The 19,699-nt window shown below is 59.9% G+C and carries 17 protein-coding genes; 8 read left to right on the top strand and 9 right to left on the bottom strand.

Features of this window, described 5'->3' with window-relative positions; all coding sequences use genetic code 11:
- Positions 1–29 precede the first annotated feature (29 nt).
- The 7 genes from araA (at position 30) to FF098_RS08305 (ending at position 9,577) form a co-directional block, all read left to right on the top strand.
- Complete coding sequence (gene araA / locus FF098_RS08335) at positions 30–1,526, top strand: L-arabinose isomerase (protein ID WP_155139236.1); 1,497 nt, start codon at positions 30–32, stop codon at positions 1,524–1,526.
- Between the two features lie 54 nt (positions 1,527–1,580).
- The gene (locus FF098_RS08330; RefSeq protein WP_155139234.1) at positions 1,581–2,273 is read left to right on the top strand and encodes an L-ribulose-5-phosphate 4-epimerase; all 693 of its coding nucleotides are present in this window, start codon (positions 1,581–1,583) and stop codon (positions 2,271–2,273) included.
- Between the two features lie 20 nt (positions 2,274–2,293).
- Entirely contained in the window at positions 2,294–3,946 is a 1,653-nt protein-coding gene (locus tag FF098_RS08325; RefSeq protein ID WP_166426401.1) for a ribulokinase, read from the top strand.
- A 129-nt stretch (positions 3,947–4,075) separates the two neighbouring features.
- On the top strand, positions 4,076–5,140 hold the full coding sequence (locus FF098_RS08320) for a LacI family DNA-binding transcriptional regulator (RefSeq protein WP_373291484.1): 1,065 nt from the start codon (positions 4,076–4,078) through the stop codon (positions 5,138–5,140).
- Between the two features lie 99 nt (positions 5,141–5,239).
- Entirely contained in the window at positions 5,240–5,995 is a 756-nt protein-coding gene (gene kduD / locus FF098_RS08315; RefSeq protein ID WP_155139230.1) for a 2-dehydro-3-deoxy-D-gluconate 5-dehydrogenase KduD, read from the top strand.
- A gap of 111 nt (positions 5,996–6,106) precedes the next feature.
- Positions 6,107–7,255 (top strand): ABC transporter substrate-binding protein, encoded by a 1,149-nt coding sequence (locus tag FF098_RS08310; RefSeq protein ID WP_155139228.1) that lies wholly within the window; start codon positions 6,107–6,109, stop codon positions 7,253–7,255.
- A 3-nt stretch (positions 7,256–7,258) separates the two neighbouring features.
- Positions 7,259–9,577, top strand: coding sequence for a hybrid sensor histidine kinase/response regulator (locus FF098_RS08305; RefSeq protein ID WP_155139227.1), 2,319 nt, complete (start codon positions 7,259–7,261; stop codon positions 9,575–9,577).
- A 17-nt stretch (positions 9,578–9,594) separates the two neighbouring features.
- Here FF098_RS08305 and alr read toward each other — a convergent pair whose 3' ends face one another.
- From alr to rpsF, 5 genes are all read right to left on the bottom strand, one after another.
- Entirely contained in the window at positions 9,595–10,692 is a 1,098-nt protein-coding gene (gene alr / locus FF098_RS08300) for an alanine racemase (protein WP_155139224.1), read from the bottom strand.
- Positions 10,693–10,763: 71 nt separating this feature from the next.
- Positions 10,764–12,242, bottom strand: a complete 1,479-nt coding sequence (locus tag FF098_RS08295) for a replicative DNA helicase (protein ID WP_155139222.1) — start codon at positions 12,240–12,242, stop codon at positions 10,764–10,766.
- A 182-nt stretch (positions 12,243–12,424) separates the two neighbouring features.
- Complete coding sequence (gene rplI, locus FF098_RS08290) at positions 12,425–13,075, bottom strand: 50S ribosomal protein L9 (RefSeq protein ID WP_155139220.1); 651 nt, start codon at positions 13,073–13,075, stop codon at positions 12,425–12,427.
- Positions 13,076–13,080: 5 nt separating this feature from the next.
- Entirely contained in the window at positions 13,081–13,305 is a 225-nt protein-coding gene (gene rpsR / locus FF098_RS08285; RefSeq protein WP_155139218.1) for a 30S ribosomal protein S18, read from the bottom strand.
- A gap of 23 nt (positions 13,306–13,328) precedes the next feature.
- Positions 13,329–13,727, bottom strand: coding sequence for a 30S ribosomal protein S6 (rpsF, locus tag FF098_RS08280; RefSeq protein WP_155139216.1), 399 nt, complete (start codon positions 13,725–13,727; stop codon positions 13,329–13,331).
- Positions 13,728–13,963: 236 nt separating this feature from the next.
- On the opposite strand from rpsF, the gene FF098_RS08275 reads away from it, so the two are divergent.
- Positions 13,964–14,599, top strand: a complete 636-nt coding sequence (locus FF098_RS08275; protein WP_155139214.1) for a hypothetical protein — start codon at positions 13,964–13,966, stop codon at positions 14,597–14,599.
- 25 nt (positions 14,600–14,624) lie between these two features.
- Here the strand turns inward: FF098_RS08275 and FF098_RS08270 are convergent, their stop codons facing one another.
- The 4 genes from FF098_RS08270 to FF098_RS08255 all read right to left on the bottom strand — a co-directional run bounded on the left by FF098_RS08270 (position 14,625) and on the right by FF098_RS08255 (position 19,681).
- Complete coding sequence (locus tag FF098_RS08270; RefSeq protein WP_155139212.1) at positions 14,625–16,766, bottom strand: DNA-binding protein; 2,142 nt, start codon at positions 16,764–16,766, stop codon at positions 14,625–14,627.
- Positions 16,767–16,988: 222 nt separating this feature from the next.
- Positions 16,989–17,129 (bottom strand): hypothetical protein, encoded by a 141-nt coding sequence (locus FF098_RS08265; RefSeq protein ID WP_155139210.1) that lies wholly within the window; start codon positions 17,127–17,129, stop codon positions 16,989–16,991.
- 454 nt (positions 17,130–17,583) lie between these two features.
- Positions 17,584–19,125, bottom strand: a complete 1,542-nt coding sequence (locus FF098_RS08260) for a pilus assembly protein TadG-related protein (RefSeq protein ID WP_155139208.1) — start codon at positions 19,123–19,125, stop codon at positions 17,584–17,586.
- Positions 19,118–19,681 carry a TadE/TadG family type IV pilus assembly protein gene (locus tag FF098_RS08255; RefSeq protein ID WP_155139206.1) on the bottom strand — a complete coding sequence of 188 codons (564 nt, stop codon included), beginning with the start codon at positions 19,679–19,681 and terminating at the stop codon, positions 19,118–19,120. Before FF098_RS08255 ends, FF098_RS08260 begins: the two co-directional genes overlap by 8 nt.
- Between the last annotated feature and the right edge of the window lie 18 nt (positions 19,682–19,699).

The following is a 19,699-nucleotide window of genomic DNA, read 5'->3' as shown; positions in this document are numbered from 1 at the left end:
CTGACATCCGTAATATTTAGAGGCTAGTCATGTTACCGTCTGATTTGAAAGCGCATAAACTCTGGTTCGTCGTCGGCAGCCAGCATCTGTATGGTCCGAAAGTGCTGGAGCAGGTGGAGCAGAATGCCCGCGAGATCGCAGGGGCGCTCGGCCAGCTGCAGTCCATGCCGGCGAGCCTGGAGTTCAAGGCGGTGGTGACGACGCCGTCGGAAGTGCTGCAGGTGATGAAAGAAGCGAACCAGTCCGATGAGTGCGTCGGCCTCGTCCTGTGGATGCACACTTTCTCTCCGGCGAAAATGTGGATCGCCGGACTGACGGAGCTGCAAAAGCCGTTCCTGCATCTGAACACCCAGTTCAACCGTGATATTCCGTGGTCTGAAATCGACATGGATTTCATGAACCTGAACCAGTCGGCCCATGGCGACCGGGAGTTCGGCTATATCTGTTCGCGCCTGCGCATCGACCGCCGCGTCGTCGCCGGTCACTGGAAGGACCCGGCGGTGCAGCAGCAGATTTCTGACTGGAGCCGTGTTGCCATTGGCCGTCATACCCTGCGCACGACCCGCATTGCCCGCTTCGGCGACAATATGCGCCGCGTCGCCGTAACCGAGGGCGACAAGGTCGAAGCGGAAATGAAGCTGGGTGCGACCGTCGACGGCTATGGCCTCGGCGACCTGGCAGAGCGTGTCGATGCCGTCAGCGATGGCCGCGTCAACGAGGATATCGAGCGCGTCAGCGAGCTGTACACCGTGCCGGCTGAACTCGCCCAAGGCGGTGACCGTCATCAGTCGCTGGTCGATGCCCTGCGGATCGAGCTCGGTATTCGCGATTTCCTTCAGGATAATGACTATCAGGGCTTCACGACGACCTTCGAGATCCTGCACGGCCTGAAACAATTGCCGGGCATCGGCGCCCAGCGCATCATGGCCGACGGCTTTGGCTTTGGCGCCGAGGGCGACTGGAAGACGGCGGTGCTGGTGCGCACCATGAAGATGATGGCGGTCGGCCTCGATGGCGGCACGTCCTTCATGGAGGATTACACCTATCACCTTGATGAGAACGGCACCTGCGTGCTCGGTTCTCACATGCTGGAGGTCTGCCCGACGATCGCCGCCGACAAGCCGCGCCTGGCGGTCCATCCGCTGGCAATCGGCGGCAAGGAAGATCCGGTCCGCCTGATCTTCACGACGCCGGAAGGCCCGGCGATCAACGTCTCGATGATGGATATGGGCAACCGCTTCCGCCTCGTCTGCGGCGAGCTCGACGTGCTGCACCGGACCGAGAGCATGCCGAAACTGCCCGTCGCCAGTGCGTTCTGGAACACCAAGCCAGACTTCGGCACCGGCACGGCCGCGTGGATCCAGGCTGGCGGGGCGCACCATTCATGCTTCTCCATGTCGCTGAAGACCCACCAGATCCGCGATCTCGCCGAGATGGTCGGCATCGAACTGCTGGTTATCGACGGTGACACGACGATCGACAAGTTCAAGGCCGAGATCCGGGCCAACGAGGCGTACTACAAATAGGCCGTATGCGCTCTATGTAAGTTACGTGGAGCGGTAACGCGAAGGAGTGCGATCATGAGCTCTCTTGAAGAGATGAAGAAACAGGTGTTCGAGGCAAACATGGCGCTGGTCGACCATGGCCTCGTCATCCTGACCTGGGGCAATGTCAGCGGCATATTGCGCGAGGAGGGGATCGTCGTGATCAAACCCTCCGGCGTACCCTATGACGAAATGAAGGCCGAGGACATGGTCGCCATCGATCTCGATGGCAACAAGGTCGAGGGCAAACTGAAGCCGTCCTCTGATACGGCGACGCACCTTGTCCTTTACAACGCCTTCAAGGATGTCGGCGGTGTTGCGCACACCCACTCGACCCATGGCGCGGCGTGGGCGCAGGCTGGCATGTCGATCCCGCTGACAGGCACGACCCATGCGGACTATTTCTCCGACGCCATCCCCTGCACCCGTGACATGACACAGGCAGAGATCGAGGGCGAGTTCGAGAAAGAGACCGGCCATGTAATCGTCGAGACCTTCGGCAATCGCAATCCGATGCATATTCCGGGCGTGCTGGTGAAAAACCACGCGCCTTTTACCTGGGGCAAGAGCCCGGCGGAGGCGGTACGCAATTCCGTCGTGCTGGAGGAGGTCGCCAAGATGGGCGCCATCGCCAACAGCCTCAACCCGAACCTGACCATGAACGATCACCTGACCCGCAAGCATTTCGAGCGCAAGCATGGCCCGAATGCCTATTACGGGCAGGGCTAGACTAAACGGAGCAGATTAAAGTGAGCGAGCAGAAACTTGTCCTCGGCCTCGATTACGGCACGGATTCAGCGCGCGCCTTTCTGGCCGATGCGCTGACCGGCGAAACCCTCGGCATGTCGGTCGCGCCCTATGAGCGCTGGAGCCGCAGGCAGTATTGCGAGCCTGCAAAGGACCAGTATCGTCAGCACCCGCAGGATTATATCGATGCACTGGAGGCAAGTGTCGCCGAGGCACTGGCGCAGGCAGGCGAGGGCGCAGGCGAGAAGGTCGTCGGGATTTCGTTCGACACGACCGGCTCGACGCCGTGTCTTGTCGACGAGGACGGTATCCCGCTCGCCCTGCGCGATGATTTCGCTGAGGAGCCAGACGCCATGTTCGTCCTGTGGAAGGACCACACAGCGATCAAGGAAGCCGAACACATCAATACGCTGTCGAAGACGTGGAACACGGATTACCTGAAATATGTCGGCGGCATCTATTCATCGGAATGGGTGCTGGCGAAGATGGCCCATGTGCTGAAGGGCAATGACAAGGTGCATGATGTCGCGCGTGCGTGGATCGAGCATTGCGACTGGATGCCGGCGCTGCTGACAGGCAAGGTTCAGCCGGGCGAGGTACGCCGCGGGCGCTGCGCCGCCGGTCACAAGGCGTTGTGGTCGGAGGAATGGGGCGGCCTGCCGGAAGAAGGCTTCCTGACGGCGATCGAGCCGCGCCTTGCGGGCTATCGCGAACGCTTCTCTGCGGATACGTTCACCAGCGATCAGGCGGTCGGCACGATCCTGCCGGAATGGGCCGACAGGCTTGGCATTTCGCGCGAGGCTGTCGTCGGCATCGGCGCATTCGACTGCCACATGGGCGCGGTCGGTGGCGAAGTGCGGCCGGGCAGCCTCAGCCGGGTCATCGGCACGTCGACCTGCGATATCATGATCGCGCCGGAAGAGGCGATTGGCGGCAAGACCGTCGCCGGCATCTGCGGGCAGGTCGATGGCTCCGTCGCGCCCGGCTATATCGGGCTGGAGGCCGGGCAGTCGGCCTTCGGCGATCTTTATGCGTGGTTTGCTGATGTACTCGCCTGGCCGCTCAAGAATTTGATGGATGACAAGGCGGGTGCTGAGACCGTGCGCGCAAAACTGATCCCTGCCCTGAGCAAGGAAGCCGAAAAGATCGCGCCGGAGGAATCCTCCATTGTCGCCGTTGACTGGATGAATGGCCGCCGCACGCCCGATGCGAGCCAGGCGGTGAAGGGCGCGATTGCCGGGCTGTCGCTCGGCTCCGATGCGCCGCGCATCTTCCGGGCGCTGGTCGAGGCGACCTGCTTCGGCTCCCGCGCCATCGTCGAGCGCTTCCGCCGCGAGGGTGTCGCCATTGACGATGTCATCGCTCTGGGCGGCGTCGCGCAGAAATCGCCCCTTGTCATGCAGATCATGGCTGACGTCCTGAACATGCCGATCCGTGTTGCCCGGTCCGAACAGACCTGTGCCCTCGGCGCGGCGATGTTCGCGGCCATTGCCAGCGGCGTGCACAAATCGGTCGAGGAGGCGCAGTCGGCCATGGGGCAGGGCTTCGAAGCTGAATACACGCCCGATCCGGCGCGGGCTGCATGGTACGACAAGGTTTACCAGGAGCACTATGCGCCCTTCGGTGAATTCATCGAGACGCAATTGACTGCCTGAGCCGGTGCTTGCTGCCTCGTGCCAAACAGCGTAACAAATTGAATTACCTGCTGATTTGTTACCTGATTTGGTATGCAGGCCCGATTATCAAGCCGGGAAGGCCAGAGCGTGAGCACTGAAGACGAGGCGATAGAGCCGGTCGCGGCTGCCGAGGAATGGCGCGAGCGTCATGGTTCGTCAAGGAAACCGACGATCAATGATGTCGCGAGAATCGCCGGTGTGTCCAAGCGGACTGTCTCCCGGGTCATCAACAATTCGCCGCTGGTGAAGGAAAAGACTCGCACGGAGATCGGCAAGGTCATCGACATTGTCGGGTTTTCGCCTGACCCGCAGGCGCGGGGCCTTGCCTTTCGCCATTCCTATCTGATCGGGATGATCTACGATAATCCGAACCCGCAATATGTCGTGAACATGCAGCAGGGCATCCTGGCCGGGCTGAACAAGAGCGGACATGAGCTGGTCCTGCATCCATGCGACCGCGAGAGCGATACTTTCCTGCAGGATGTGCGGCAATTCATTGAACGGCTGAAGCTGTTCGGGGTGATCCTGACCCCCTCCGTTTCGGAAGACGAGCGCATCGTCGAAATGCTGCGCGAGATCGGCTGCGCCTATATCCGCATTGCCTCTGTCGCCCTGGAAGACAATGACAACATGATCGTTTCGAACGACCGGATCGGTGGACGCGAGGCGGGCCGGCATCTGGCGGGGCTCGGCCATGAACGGATCGGGTTCATTTCCGGCAAGCCGTCGTTCCGCTCGTCGCGGGAGCGCCGGGCCGGTTTTGAAGAGGCGCTGGCAGAGCGCGGCCTGACGCTTGATCCGGCCCTGGTGCGGGACGGGGCATACACGTTCCAGTCCGGCCTCGAACGCGGCAGGGAGTTGCTGCAGATGGATCCGCGTCCAACCGCGATCTTCGCGGCTAATGACGAAATGGCTGTCGGCGTGTTGCAGGCCCTCAGCATCGCCGGACTGAGGGTGCCGGATGACATGTCCATCATGGGCTATGACGATTTCCAGATCTCCATCAGCGTCTGGCCGCGTATCACTACCGTCCATTCGCCGGTCTCGCGCCTTGGCGAACTGGCCGCCGAAAAGCTGCTCTTGTTGAAGGAGCAGGAGGGGCTGGCTGGAGGAGATGAAACATGCACGCCGTGGCTCATTGAGCGTGAATCTACAGCTGCTCCGCGTAAGTGATTGTAAGGGTTGGGGTAATTAACTTCCCCAGCCGGTTGCACTGGAAAATGTTACCGGTTACATTGTGGCTGCAACTGACGCAAAATGCAGGAAAATCCCATGTCCGCTTTCGATCTTACAGGTAAAACAGCGCTCGTCACCGGTGCCAATACGGGTCTTGGTCAAGCTATCGCGATCGCTCTTGCCGGTGCTGGTGCCGATATCGTGGCCGCCGGCCGGTCCAGTGCAGCGGAGACAGGCAAGGCTGTAACTGACGCAGGACGGGCATTTCACGAAGTCACCGCCGATTTCGGCGAGCCTGACGCACCGGCCAAGGCGATGGACGATGCGGTCTCCGCCGCAGGCCAGGTCGACATCCTCGTCAACAATGCCGGGATCATCCGCCGCAATGACGCGCTGGAATTCACCGAGAGCGACTGGGACGATGTGATGAACGTCAATATCCGGTCTGTCTTCTTCCTGTGCCAGGCTTTCGCGCGGCATGTGACAGGCCGTGGTGCGACCGGCAAGATCATCAATATTGCTTCCATGCTGTCCTACCAGGGTGGTATCCGGGTTGCGTCATATACATCATCAAAAAGCGGCGTGATGGGCCTGACCCGTCTGTTGGCCAATGAATGGGCAGGCAAGGGCATCAACGTAAACGCCATCGCGCCCGGCTATTTCGCTACAAATAACACAGAGGCGTTGCGCGCGGACAAGACGCGCAATGCAGAGATCCTCGGCCGCATTCCGGCCGGTCGCTGGGGCGACCCAGCCGATCTTGGCGGGGCAGCGGTATTTCTTTCTGCCAGCGCGTCTGACTACGTTCATGGTACCACGCTGCCGGTCGATGGCGGCTGGCTGTCGCGCTGATTCTGGTCGGAAACCGCCTGTTTGAGCGGTTTCTCCAGCACTGGTTACCCTAACCAGCGCTTAACCAATCTCAAGTAGAGTGCCGCCCGGGGAGTTCGCTCGGGTGGTATAATGATAAAGAAAAATCACATCGCCGGACTGATTGTGGTGTTGCTTGCTGTGCTTGGTGCAGGCGGCGGCCAGTCTGTTGCGCAAACGAAATACGGATTGACTGCGCCGGCAAGCCGACCGACGGTCGTGTTCTTTTATGCCGGGCGGGAGCCGGCAGATATGTGGACGCAGATCATCGTCGATGTGGCGCGCGCTGCTGCTGAAGACCTTCAGATCGATTTTGAGCTCATCTATTCCGGATCGAGCCGCAAGGAAATCTTCGATGCCATCAGTGCACGGGTCGAGCAGCGTGATAAACCCGACTATGCCCTGATCGTCAATTATCGCATGGGTGCCGAACAGGCGCTGCAATATCTTGATGAGCATGGGGTCAAATCTTTCCTGTTTAATGCGGACCTGACGGAAGAGGGCGAGGCGCTGATTGGCGGGCCGCGCGAGACGCTGCCCAACTGGATCGGTCGCCTGATCCCTGATGACGAGCGTGCCGGCTACGACCTTGCGAAATACCTGATCGCTGAGGCACAGCGCCAGAAGCCAGGCAAGACCCTGCGCATGATCGGTATCTCCGGCTCCTATGCCAGTACCGCCGCTGTCAAACGTGTCGAGGGACTGAAGCGCGCCGTCGCCGAAAGCGAGAATGTCGAGCTGGCGCAGGTCGTGACCGCACGCTGGACACCCAGTATTGCCCGTCAGAAATATTCCCTCCTGAAGAACCGCTATGGCGATTTCGATATCGTCTGGGTTGCTAATGATTCCATGGCCCTCGCCATACTGGAGGAAATCGATCCGCAGACAGAGCAGGTTCTCGTTGGCGGCATGGACTGGACACCGGAGGCGCTGGATGCCCTGAATGAAGGGCGAATGAGTGCCTCGATGGGCGGGCATATCCTCGATATGGGTTTCTCGCTGGCCATCGTGAAGCGGTATGACGAGGGGTGTGACTATGCGAGTACGGGCAAGGACCCGTCGCTCGATTCCGTGCTCAGTATCATGACACCGGAAAAGGAAGCTTATGAGGAGCTGATCGAGAACCGCGACTGGCGCAGCCTCGATTTCTCGCAGATCACCTGCGAAAAGCTTCAGTCCGCTGACTTCGAAACCATTTCCATCGACATGTTCTTCGACATGAAAAACCAGTCGAGAGGGTAAATCATGCTGAGACAAATCAACAACAAGATCGCCCTCAAGACCGGTATTGTAACCCTGACACTGATCATGGCGATCCTGTCATTCGAGGCATGGCGCCGTTTCGACTACACGCGTGATACGCAACTGGAAAAATTCCAGGCCGAGCGATCGTTCCTGACGGAGACGACCGCTCATTCGTTGTCGCTGCCATTGTACGAGTATGATGTGGATGTCATCGAAAACATACTCGAGGCGCTGCTGGATCACCAGGATGTGGTTGCCGTCGACCTGATCGAATTCAATGGCAAGATCCTGACGGAAAACCGCGAGGACGTCGATGTCGATACGCGGATGACAGAGGAAGCGAGCATCCTAGCGACCAATGGACAGGTGCTGGGCAATCTGCAGGTGGCGTTCAGTGCCGACCGTATCACGGCGGAATTGCGGGCTGAACTGATTACGTCTCTGACGCGGATCGCGATCATCATGCTGCTGGTCTGTGCGGTTCTGGGCTGGGCGATCTGGTCGATCGTCAGGCCGGTGACGCGCCTTGATGCCGCCGTGCGCGCCTATGACGGGCGCAATTGGCCTGACAAGGTGCCGGGCGCAAACCGCAGTGACGAGTTCGGGTCCCTCGCGAAAAGCTTCCAGACCATGGCGCTGCAGCTGAAAAGCCTGTTCAACGACCTTGAGCGCCGGGTGGAAGAGCGCACCGAAGAACTGGCGCAGGCACTGGACCAGGCTGAAGCCGCCAACAAGGCGAAATCGGCATTCCTTGCCAATATGAGCCATGAAATCCGCACACCCATGAACGGAGTTCTGGGCATGTCGGAACAGCTGATGAATACGCCGCTGAACGATCGCCAGCAGATGTTCGCGGACACGATCTACAAGTCGGGCAACTCTCTCCTCGTCCTGATCAACGATATCCTCGACTTCTCCAAGATCGAGTCCGGCAAGCTGGAGCTCGATCCCTATCCGTTCAACCTGCGCATGGCGATCGAGGATGTCGCGACGCTGTTGCGCATGCGGGCCCAGGAAAAAGGGCTGGAGATCGTGCTGCGCTGCGACCCGGAACTGCCGATGTCGATGATCGGCGATGTCGGGCGTATCCGCCAGGTCATCACCAATCTCGTCGGTAATGCAATCAAATTTACCGAGGAAGGCTATGTTGCGATCAATGTCAGCGGCCGGATGAGTGGTGATGTCGTCTCCTGTCATATCGAAATCGAGGATACCGGCATCGGCATAGCCGAGGACAAGGTTCACGAAATTTTCGATGAGTTCGCACAGGCCGAGCAATCGACCACACGCAAATATGGCGGTACCGGCCTTGGCCTTGCAATCTCACGCCGTCTTGTCGACCTGATGGGTGGTGAGCTGGGCGTGACGTCAGAGCATGGCAAGGGCTCGACATTCTGGATTTCCCTGCCGCTGCCGGTCGATCGCCGTGCCGGCGCGCGCTGTGAGCGCAAGGACAGGCTGGATGGATATCGTGTGCTGATTGCCGATACGCCCGCAATCAGCCTGCAGGCAACACGGGAACTATGCGAGCATTGGGGTGCCGCCGTGGCGACTTGTGATGTGGCAGATGACCTGATCAGGCTGGCCTCTGACGCCCGCCAGCATGGCATGCCATTCGATGCGGTGATCCTGAACGACCGGTTGCCGGACATGGCAACGGCTGAGTGCGTCAACGCCCTGCTGGAGAATGGTATTATCGATGCCAACCGCATCGTGGTGACGCCAGCCGTGGACGACGATCAGTATATCAGCACACTGCGCGATACCGGCGTGCGGCACTTTGCGGTCAAGCCGTTCAAGTCCGCCGTGCTCTATAACGAGATATCGCGCCTGCTGCTGGGAGAGAGCCAGTCCATGCCCGATCTGACTGCCAGGGACGCCACACCGGGCAATGCCCGTGAGGCCGGAGCGGGCAAGCGTGTCCTGATTGTCGAGGATAATGAGGTCAACCGTCTCGTCGTCGGGTCGATCCTGGCGAGCACGGCCTATGAGCTGACCTTCGCCGAGAACGGCCAGATTGCCTGCGACATGGTGCGCGAGATGGATTTCGATGCCGTGCTGATGGACCTGTCCATGCCTGTCATGGATGGCTATGAGGCAACGACGTTTATCCGCTCGCTGGAGAAGGAGACGGGCAGGGCGCGCACGCCGATCATCTGCCTTACAGCCCATGCGCTGAAAGGGCAGGAGCAGATCTGCCGCGACCACGACATGGATGATTACCTGACCAAGCCGGTCAAGCAGCAGGACGTTCTGGACGTGCTGGCGAAATGGACCAGAGGGCAGGACAACGTGGTGAAGAAGGTGGCCGGGGCCTGAGAGCTACCGGCTGACTGTCACCTGTAGACCCGGTCGATGCGGCCTCCCAGCATGGTGAAAATCTCATAGGCGATGGTGCCGGCGCGGGCTGCGTGGTCTTCGACCCTGATATTCTCCCCGAAACACTCCGCCATGTCGCCGACCTGCGTGTCGTCCTCGACGTCGGAAATATCGGCAATGATCAGGTCCATGGAAACATTGCCGACCACGGAGCAATTCTGGCCGTTGATCCGTACTACCCCCTTGTTGGACAGCGCACGGCAATAACCGTCGGCGTAGCCGATGCCGATGGTGGCAAGGCGTGTCGGGTGCCTTGCCGTAAAGGTGCCGGAATAGCCGCAGGTCTCGCCAGGTGAGATGTCGCGGATCTGCAGGATCGGCGCATGGAGGCTGGCGACGGTTTTCAGTGTGCTTTCAGGATGGTCCTGCGGCCCGGCGCCGTAAAGTGTGACGCCCGGACGGGCAAGCGCTTCGTCGATTTCCAGCGGCAGGAACAGCCCGGCGGAGGCCGACAGGCTGGGCTTCAGGCCCGGCCAGAGAGCCGCGAGCGCGTTGAAATGGGTTGCGAACTTCTCCGCCTGCATCCTGTTGCGCGGGGACTTCGGGTCTGAGCCATGGGCGAAGTGGCTGATGAGGTGGGTGACGTTCAGTTCTGCCATCTCCGGCGTGCAGATGGCGTCGAAATCATCCTCGCTGAGGCCGAGGCGATTCATGCCGGTGTCGAGATGGACCATGCAGGGCGCTTCGTTGCCATGGGTGCGCCACATGCTCATCTGGTCGATGGTGTTGAGGATGGGCGTCAGGCGGTGCCTTGTGTAGATCTCGACATCGTCCGTCGGGCCGTTGAAGACGCAGATGCGGACATTTTCGTCGTACTCCGACAAGAGCCAGCGCAGGTGCACGCCCTCGAAAGAATAGGCGACGAAGAAAGTGCGGCAGCCCGCCTCGTAGAGCGTTGGCGCGATGCGATCGACGCCGAGGCCGTAGCAGTTTGCCTTCACCACGGCCGCCATCTCCGCCTTCGGGCGCATGGCGGCGAGAGTGCGGTAATTCTCCGCGACGGCGGCAAGGTCGACGGTCAGGCGCGGGCGGTGGCTGGTAATGATGACACTCATGATATCAGCAGTATGCCAATCCTTTGCGCCGGGAAAGAGGCAGAGTGAGGGCTTTTGCTGCCTTGCAGTAATCAGAACCGGTCGTCTTCGTAGCGGTCTGGCTGGGCGAGGTTGCCGAACTTGACGATGGAGGCGTCGAAGGCGAGCTTGATATTGCCGATGGGGCCGTGACGCTGCTTGCCGATGATGACCTCCGCCTTGCCGGCGGCCTTGTCGCAATCTTCCTGCCACTGAAGATGTTCCGGCGTGCCCTCGCGCGGTTCGGCGCGGGAGAGGTAGTATTCCTCGCGATAGACGAAGAGGACGACGTCGGCGTCCTGCTCGATCGAGCCGGATTCGCGAAGGTCTGAGAGCTGCGGGCGCTTGTCCTCGCGCTGCTCAACCTGGCGGGAGAGCTGGGAGAGGGCGATGACCGGCACTTCCAGTTCTTTTGCCAAGGCTTTCAGGCCAACGGTGATCTCGGTGATCTCCTGCACGCGGTTGTCGCCGGATTTCTTGGAGCCGGAGAGGAGCTGGAGGTAGTCGATGATCAATACGTTCAGGCCGTGCTGGCGCTTCAGGCGGCGGGCACGGGCGGCGAGCTGGGCGATGGATAGACCGCCGGTGTCGTCGATGTAGAGCGGGATATCATTCAGCGTCTGCGCGGCTTCATAGATACGCTCGAAGTCGGACTGGTCGATATCGCCGCGGCGGATGCGGTCCGACGGGATTTCGGAAAACTCCGACAGGATACGGCCGGCGAGCTGGTCGGCGGACATCTCCAGCGAGAAGAAGCCGACAATGCCGCCTTCGGCTGCCTTGATCGAGCCGTCGGCCTGCCGCTCCGGGCGATAGGCCTTGGCGGCGTTGACGGCGATGTTGGTGACCAGCGCGGTCTTGCCCATGGACGGGCGCCCGGCGAGGATAATGAGGTCGGACTTGTGCAGGCCGCCCATATGCTTGTCGACATCGACAAGGCCGGTCGAGACACCGGCAAGGCCGCCGCCGCGTTCATAGGCGGCATTGGCGATGTTGATCGCTTCGGCCAGCGCGCTCTCGAAGGTGACGAAGCCGCCGCCATATTTGCCGGTCTCGGCGAGCTTGTAGAGTTCGGCCTCCGCCGTCTGGACCTGCGTCTGCGGGTCATCGTCGATGTCAGCGGAGCGGGCGCGATCAATCATCTCGCCGCCAAGTCGGACAAGGCCGCGCGAGACGGACAGGTCAAAGACCACGCGGGCATAGTCCCATGCGCCGGCGGTGGACGGGACGTTCATCGCGAGGTCGGAGAGATAGCGAGAGCCGCCGATATCGCCCATCGCCGGATTGTCGGCCAGGTAAGTGTTGAGCGTGACGGGTGAGGCGAGGCGGCCGGAAGAGATCAGCTTCTCGCAGGCGACATAGATCAGCTGGTGGACGGGGTCGTAGAAGTGCTCGCCCTTCAGGAACGAGGAAACACGATAGAAAATCTCGTTATCGAACAGGATCGCGCCGAGAATTGCCTGCTCCGCGTCGATATTGAAGGGCTCTTTTTGCTCCGTATCAGGAGCCTTATGAATATTACCGTCTGCCATGATGATGTTTGGTTAACGCAAACATTGCGCTTGGACCATCTAAAATTTTCTATTGATTCGCTAAGCCATTGAAATATCGCGGTACTGATTTTTCCACAGCCTGTAAGCCGCAAAAGGGATAAAAAAAGCCCCGGCTGAACTGCAGCCGGGGCTTGATTTCTACTGGCTTTGAGAGCAGGCGCTTACGCGTCTTTCTCTTCCTCGCCAGCGTCGCTTTCGACTGCATCGGCAGCGGTGGTGATACCCGGTTCGTCGAGGACTTCTTCCGGAGATACAGCCTGGTCGGCCAGGATCTCGTTGTCGACGGCGGCGTCGCCGGCGGCTTCCTCGATCTCGTCATCGGTGCGGGCCAGAACATTCTCGCCGCGGGCCTGGGCTTCTGCCTCTTCCTGCGAGCGGGCGATGTTGATGGAGACCGTGACGGCGACTTCCGGGTGCAGGAACACGCGGATGTCGGTGATGCCAAGGGTCTTCAGCGGCTTGTCGAGGACAACCTGGTTGCGGCTGACATTGAAGCCTGCTTCCCCGATCGCGGCAGCGATGTCGCGGGAGGAAACGGAGCCGTACAGCATGCCCATGTCAGAAGCCTGACGGATAAGCACGTAGGACGTGCCGTCCAGCTTGCCGGCTTCACCGGAGGCAGCTTTCTTGGCTTCCTCGTTGCGGGCTTCGATCTCGGCGCGCTGGGCTTCGAAGATCTTCTGGTTCTTCACCGTGGCGCGCAGCGCCTTGCCGCGCGGCAGGAGGAAGTTGCGGGCGAAGCCGGCCTTGACGGACACGGTGTCGCCGATGCCGCCGAGATTCTCGACGCGTTCAAGCAGAATGACTTCCATGGTTCTTACTCCCCTACGAATGGCAGCAGGGCGAGGAAGCGCGCGCGTTTGATCGCACGGGCCAGCTCACGCTGTTTCTTCTGGGATACCGCCGAAATGCGCGACGGGACGATCTTGCCTTTTTCAGAGATGTAACGCTGAAGCAGGCGCGGGTCCTTGTGGTCGATTTTCGGGGCGTTCTCGCCGGAGAACGGGCAGGTCTTGCGGCGACGGAAAAACGGTTTTGCCATTGGTCCTGTTCCTTTCTCTGGTCCTAGTTACGGTCGCGGTCGCGGTTGTCGCGGCGCTCGCCACGATCCCCACGGTCGCCGCGATCGCCACGGTCATCGCTGCGGCGGGACATGACGGGTGACGGGTCTGTATCGTGCTCTTCGACGCGCAGGGTCATGAAGCGGAGGATGTCCTCGTTGATCTTCATCTGGCGCTCAAGCTCGGTGATCGCCGCAGCCGGGGCCTCAATGTTCATGAGGGTATAGTGGCCCTTGCGGTTTTTCTTGATCTTGTACTGCATGTTGCGCAGGCCCCAATATTCGTGCTTGGCGATCTTGCCGCCGTTTTCTTTCACGATGGATTGGAGGCTGTCTGTCAGGGATTCCACCTGTGCAGGGGAGATGTCCTGACGTGCGATGAACACGTGTTCGTAAAGTGGCATTATGGCCTTCTCCTGTGAGGCGACGGAGACCGGCAGGGCGGAGGGCCCTGGCGACCTTCGGCTCGGCAACTGGCGGGACCATCCCGCACTACCAGCCACTATGGAGTACTGGCGCTGACGACCGTCGCTCGTGAACGGCGGGCTATAGCCGAGGATCGGGCCTGTGGCAAGAGGTTTACGGTGAAGGGGATTTCCTCAATTATGAGGGCTTATAAGCCTAAAAGGGGAGACAGGCCATGGCTATTCGCGCTGCATTATTCTCGATCATCCTGCTTTTCGCCGGGTCCGCTTTCGCGGCAGACGAGCCGTTGACGTCTGACGAGGTGAAACACTGGATCGAGACCGAGATCGAGGTGGTCGAGCTGCAGATGGACTACAAGGCCAATGCTGCCGAATATGAGGATGTCATCGCCGCCTTTTTCGCCGCCAAGGCGGATCTGGTGACGGATCGCAGCTATGCCTCCAACGATGCTTATGACGCACGGGCAGAGCGCATCTATGCGGCGGTCAATGCCATGGAAGAGCAGGAACGGCTGGAACAGGAACGAGCTGAGCGTGCTGCGGAGCCCAGCGAAGAAGAAAAAGACTCAGCGGCGATCGCCGAGCTGAAAGCCATGATCAGGGATATCGAGGAGAGCCCGTATCTGACACCTGAGCAGAAAGAGGAATCCATTGCTGCCATGGAAGAGGCGATGGGGGTGACGCTGGAGCACGACACCGAGGCAATGCAGGGCGAGGTGGATGCTGCCCAACAGGCTGCTGTCGATGCGACGAAGGCCGATTGGCCGGCTGTCGAGCCGTGGATCGAGGAACTGAACCACCTGACCGACTGGGCAGCCGGCAACCGACCCGATGCGCCGGTTATCGGTTAGGGCGATCAAATTCCTGCGGCCAGATTTACCGTACCGGCAGGCGCTGTTCGTACACACCGTTCCAGACCACTGTCCTGCAGTCACTGCCGCCATTCTGGTCGACAAAACGATGACTCGGCATCCAGTAGACCGGTTGGCCACGATAGGACGATCCGATGGCCGCCTTGACGGTATCGAAGTCATTGCTGGCCGAGCCGGAAAGCCCATAAGGCGCGATTTCCAGGAACGGGTCGTTCGCGGCGCGTTGTTCCATAGCTGCGACCTGTTCATGGGTCGCATCGTCCCAGATCACGTATACAACTTCACGCAGCGTGGCTTGCATAGGTGAATTGGCGCTGCACGTCCGGGTGCTGGTAACGAACGGTTCGATCCGTCCAATCCGGCCTGTATCGCCGGTGCCCGGAATACTGACGCGAGCACCCGAGAAGTTCTTTATCTCGCCATTCTGCATGTCCTCTTCCATGATGAAGGTAACATAGTGACGGGTCGGGAAAGCATCTTCACCGGAGGTCGCATCAGAGGAAGATGCCGTGCTGGTCCCGGCAGACCGAGACCGGTCTGTTGCATCGGGAAGATTCGTGTCTGCCGTCGCTAGGGTCGATGGCGTGGGGCCGCCATCGGCAGTACTTCTCTGCGAACGCCGTTTGTTGGGCACACCACCACCGACGGGTACGCCGGGGGCGCGGGAAGTCCTGATTGCGCCGTTGCGATCCCAAAGGGCCTGGGTGTTGCCATTGGCCGCGGCACGGGCGTTGTCCATCATTCCCTGTACGTCGAAAGTCTGCATACCCGGGCGCTGATAGAGGAGGTTTCCTTGAGCACCACCGCCGGGACGCCGACGGTTTTGCATCGCCAGCCTGTTATTCATCATGGCTGCGTCGGAGCCGCTATAGCCCTGTTCGGCTAGGCCGCGGCAATATCCCTGCGAATAGGGCGTGAGGTTGCCCGCGGCGGCCAAGCCCATCAGGCAGACCTGAGTTTCTTCTTCTATCCAGGCTTTGCGGGCCAATTCCGCCTGTTCGTCCTGATACTCGAACCAGTCATTATAGGCATATTGAAGATCTTTGCCGTTCTCTTCGTATCGCGCTTCGACCTCTTGGAGGTAGTCTTCCTGTTCGGCCAGCATGGTATCGAGGTCGAGAGGGGTGAGCCGCTGGTCTTCCGGCAGGTGGACGGCTGGCCATAACAATGTCTCGATCTCGTTCAATTCATCGATTTGCTGTTGGTAGATATCGAAATCGATCTCTGTGAGCATGCCGATGACACAATTCATATGGCGCTCGAAGGCCTCGGCATTGTCCTCGGCGATATATTCATACTCCTCCGGAAAAGCATCAGCGGGGTGGGGCGGCTCCTCCAGATCGAGGTCACCGCACGATGCCTTCCGCCCACCGGTCAGGGAAAGGGCAAAGAATTCTTTTTCGAGGGTCGCGTATTCAGCTCGGGCAGCGCCGTAGAGGCGTTGTTCTTCCGCCGCTTGTTCTTCCGCCAGTCTGGCTTTTTCTTCAGCGATCAGCCTGTCCTGTTCGCGCTCTGCGTAGACCGCGCCAGCTTTTTCGATCGCTGCCTGGCCGAAGGCGTCGGGCCTGATCGTCGGCGAGGCATAAAACAGGATATTGCCTTCGTCACTGATGCTGGATCTCATTGTCGGCATCCCGCGATAATAGCGCGCGGTTTTGCTGTCGAACGAGGCGATGCAGGCGCTGCAATAGGTCCAGTCCGTGGACAGCTTGCCCTGTGCATCCAGTGTACGATCTTCAGGCAGGCGGGCGTGGAGGGTGATTTTTTGCTTCCCCCCCAGTACCGGGCTCATCTTGATCGAAAACCATTCTGGCCAGCCAGTGATAATCGACTGGTCTATATCCCGGGGATAGAAGTGAACACGATAATAGGGCTCGGTGCCGGCAGTCTTCACCTCTATCGCTGCATCGACCACAAACAGTTTCTGTTCAGGGGTGATGTAACCGCCCCATAACTTGGACGGCTTATAGGTATCTCCCAGATATCTTGCATAAAAGAAGCCGGTTTCAGGGTGGTTCGCAACGCGATCAACACTGACCGGGCCATAGGAGGAAACCGTATCTGACATTTCGACAGGGCCGGTGGCGCAGGATGTGAGGGTGAAAAAGAACAGCGACGCGGTAACGAGAAAAGACTTATAAGACAAAACAGATCCTTGCACAGAATGAAACTGGACACTCGATGGAACTGCTTGGACGCAATCCCCCCTGTGCTATTTATAACGAATGCTGCGAGTAAATCAAATTCGCTAGTCTACGAAGCGTTTTGATGGAAAACTGAATTTGTCGATTCGCAGGAGGACCATCCCGATGGCTTGAAAAGCGTAGCGTCGTGGCAATCATGCTGGAAATGTCGGGCAGTCTAGCGGTTACTCCCGCAATGCAGCGCGTTGTTCGCGCAATGCGCGGACGGCTTTCACCTCCCGGCGCAGGCGGCGGGCGAGGAAAGCACGGCGGTGATCGGATGGCTTGCGGTTGCGGAATTGTTCGGTGCGCTGGCGTGGCATCATTGTCTCCTTAAAGCTGGACAGCGGGAAGGGCACCGCCGGTTCTCCCGGCGGCGTTGAAGACAGGAGGAAGGCCCGTGGAAGGCGTTTTCCAATGCGTTATTGCGTGAGTGCGATATGCGTTGAAGCGCAGATCGCCCGCCACGGCGGCATTCTGGTGCGCGGCCCTGAGGGAGCTCTCGCGTCCGCCCGTCTGGGCGGAATGCCGATCCCTGCCACGGGCGCCGACGCGCGCTCGCCCCTCCCGGCGGCAGGAATGCCTGTTGCCCTTGGCTGGCGGGTAGATCGCCCGAAAGCCAGAGACCTCCGCCCGGTTCTCACCGGGCTTGGGGAGAGAATAGACGGGTACGGAGGGGCGGGGATAAGTTTGGGGAGTAGTTGAGAGTTTTTAGTTAGGAGTTTTAAGAGGGGTAAGCTGCGGCCCACTAAAAACTTCTAACCACAAACTGTCCCTCACTTACCGCGTAATGCGCAGCTTGTTCAGCTCAGAGCCGATGGCGCCGAAAGCGTTGTCGAGGGAATCTGCCGAGGGTGCGAACCAGTATTTGCCGGGGTCGGAGGCGCAGCTCTCATAGAGCTGGCGCGTGCCGGTATTGGCGCTGGAGGCGAAGACGACCGTATAGATCGTGATGCCTTGCGATTTCGCCTCATCGCACAGGTCCTCCAGCCGGTCCTCGACCTCGTTGCGGGCGGTGGTGCTGTTCGACGTGCCGAGGATGGAGGTCATGCGAGCCTCGCCGAGGCGACCATAGCCGGTAATGTCGGAGCTTTCCGATCCTGCCTGAACGCGGCTGCCTTCATTGCCTGCATTGTAGACTGTGTTGTCGCCGTCGGTCATCAACACGATCGCCCGACGCCAGCGGTTGGAGTCCCAGATGGCGACACCTGTCTTGGGATCGTTGTAGTTGGCCGACTGGGTGAAGGGTTCGCCCGGCGACAGGGTGCGGATGCCCCAGGCCATGCCGATATCGGCGAAGGTGCCACCGCGGTTCCAGGCGGTCATCGCGTTCAGGGCACCGACGACTTCCGATCGAGTGCCGGTCAACGGGGTGATCGGCGTCGGGCAACCGACATTCGGGCCGGTGAAGTGGTTGGAGTTGCGATCGCCGCCTGGGTCGACCGTGTCGGGGTCGATTTCACCGAGGTCGGAGCCGGATGTTTCGACTTCATACTGGTTGTCATTGTAGATCGGCCAGATCAGCGGTTCCCATTTCGTTGTCGCTGGCGGGGTGTCGTCGAAGGAAGCGTCGCCAAGCCGCTCATAGACGCAGCCCTTCCACTGGGTCTTGTCCGTCGCGTGATAGGACAGCACTTCCAGTTCGTCATCGTCGAGGCCAGTGCGGTCCTGGGGGTCCTTGATGCGAAAATTATCCGTGATCGTCGTGTCGACGATGGAGGGGGCGACACTGCCAGGGTTTACCATCGAGGCATAGGGCACGACGGAGACGCGCAGTTCCGTCTCTTCGTCCTTGTTGAAGATGGAACTGGTCAGGCTGAGCGATGCAGAGCGCAGCGCCTCGATGCGGGTGGTGCCGTTCAGCGCCCCCCACATGGAGCCGGTATTGTCGAGGACGAAGGCAACCATCAGGCCGCCGCCGGCACGGTTGACGGAAGTCTTTGCCGTGATCGAAATATCCTCGCTGCGGACGAGCTTCATGAAATAGGTCTTCATTTCGGCATTCGCCGTGATCTTTACGGACTCTGCTGTCGACTGAACATTGACCGATTTTACGGTCGCTCCCGAAAGCTGGAAGTTCTGCGCGACATAGGATGTCGCAAGCGCCTCCAGTTTCTCCTGCGTGTCGAAAGTCGTGCCGACAGCGAGGGCTGCCGCGTCTGCTGCTCCCTGAAGCTCGTATTTCAGGAGCATGACCCGGGCACCGTCCACAGCGAGGCCTGCCGCAGTAAACATTGGCAGAAGCATGAAGGCCGTCAGTACGGAGATGTTGCCACGGCAAGCCTTGTTGAAGCGGCGCAGGGTTGAACTTATCCTATTCATTTTCGTATCCCACAATCACTTCGCCGACATCGGTGAGGTCGCCATCGATGGCGATGGCGCGTGTCGTGCGCGGTTTGAAGACTGAATCAGACGCCAGAGTCAGTGTCGTTCCGCCAAAAACGGAAAACATCGTTGTCGTCGAAAGCTTTGTGCGGATCAGCATGATGCTCTGGCCCGGCGGGGCGAGGCCGCGAGCGGTCTCGATATCATAGACAAGCTGGTCGGGTCCTCGCGACCGTGTCCATAGCAGCACCGGGTCGCCATCCTCCTCGAAACCGATGCTGACGATGATGACGGAGAGCGAGCTTTCCTCGTATTCGACCCCCGGCATGATGCGGTCGGACATGTCGTAAAACTCGTCGATGTCATCGTCAGTAAGCTCTGCGAAACGCGACAGGAAATCACCCAACTGGAACGTATAGCGGTCCAGCTCATCGGCTGCCTGGACACGGAAGGTCAGCTCGAAGATAGAAAGGGACAGCATGACGAGCAGCGGCATGATCAGCGCAAACTCTGTCGCAGCGATACCCTTCCTGTCTGAGAAGAAGCCCTTCATCGATTGCCCCTGGCCGTT

Source organism: Aquisalinus luteolus (assembly GCF_009712425.2).
GTDB classification, from domain to species: Bacteria; Pseudomonadota; Alphaproteobacteria; order Caulobacterales; family Parvularculaceae; genus Aquisalinus; species Aquisalinus luteolus.
The sequence above is the reverse complement of the archived record's forward strand: the minus strand, read 5'-3'. Positions and strand labels throughout refer to the sequence as shown.

What these genes read in the sequence shown, in the direction of transcription:
- rpsF (WP_155139216.1), bottom strand. Translation starts at nt 13,727, where the DNA reads ATGCCACTTTACGAACACGTGTTCATCGCACGTCAGGACATCTCCCCT.
- FF098_RS08310 (WP_155139228.1), top strand. Translation starts at nt 6,107, where the DNA reads ATGATAAAGAAAAATCACATCGCCGGACTGATTGTGGTGTTGCTTGCT.
- FF098_RS08295 (WP_155139222.1), bottom strand. Translation starts at nt 12,242, where the DNA reads ATGGCAGACGGTAATATTCATAAGGCTCCTGATACGGAGCAAAAAGAG.
- kduD (WP_155139230.1), top strand. Translation starts at nt 5,240, where the DNA reads ATGTCCGCTTTCGATCTTACAGGTAAAACAGCGCTCGTCACCGGTGCC.
- FF098_RS08275 (WP_155139214.1), top strand. Translation starts at nt 13,964, where the DNA reads ATGGCTATTCGCGCTGCATTATTCTCGATCATCCTGCTTTTCGCCGGG.
- FF098_RS08255 (WP_155139206.1), bottom strand. Translation starts at nt 19,681, where the DNA reads ATGAAGGGCTTCTTCTCAGACAGGAAGGGTATCGCTGCGACAGAGTTT.
- rpsR (WP_155139218.1), bottom strand. Translation starts at nt 13,305, where the DNA reads ATGGCAAAACCGTTTTTCCGTCGCCGCAAGACCTGCCCGTTCTCCGGC.
- FF098_RS08305 (WP_155139227.1), top strand. Translation starts at nt 7,259, where the DNA reads ATGCTGAGACAAATCAACAACAAGATCGCCCTCAAGACCGGTATTGTA.
- FF098_RS08265 (WP_155139210.1), bottom strand. Translation starts at nt 17,129, where the DNA reads ATGATGCCACGCCAGCGCACCGAACAATTCCGCAACCGCAAGCCATCC.
- alr (WP_155139224.1), bottom strand. Translation starts at nt 10,692, where the DNA reads ATGAGTGTCATCATTACCAGCCACCGCCCGCGCCTGACCGTCGACCTT.
- rplI (WP_155139220.1), bottom strand. Translation starts at nt 13,075, where the DNA reads ATGGAAGTCATTCTGCTTGAACGCGTCGAGAATCTCGGCGGCATCGGC.
- FF098_RS08260 (WP_155139208.1), bottom strand. Translation starts at nt 19,125, where the DNA reads ATGAATAGGATAAGTTCAACCCTGCGCCGCTTCAACAAGGCTTGCCGT.
- araA (WP_155139236.1), top strand. Translation starts at nt 30, where the DNA reads ATGTTACCGTCTGATTTGAAAGCGCATAAACTCTGGTTCGTCGTCGGC.
- FF098_RS08330 (WP_155139234.1), top strand. Translation starts at nt 1,581, where the DNA reads ATGAGCTCTCTTGAAGAGATGAAGAAACAGGTGTTCGAGGCAAACATG.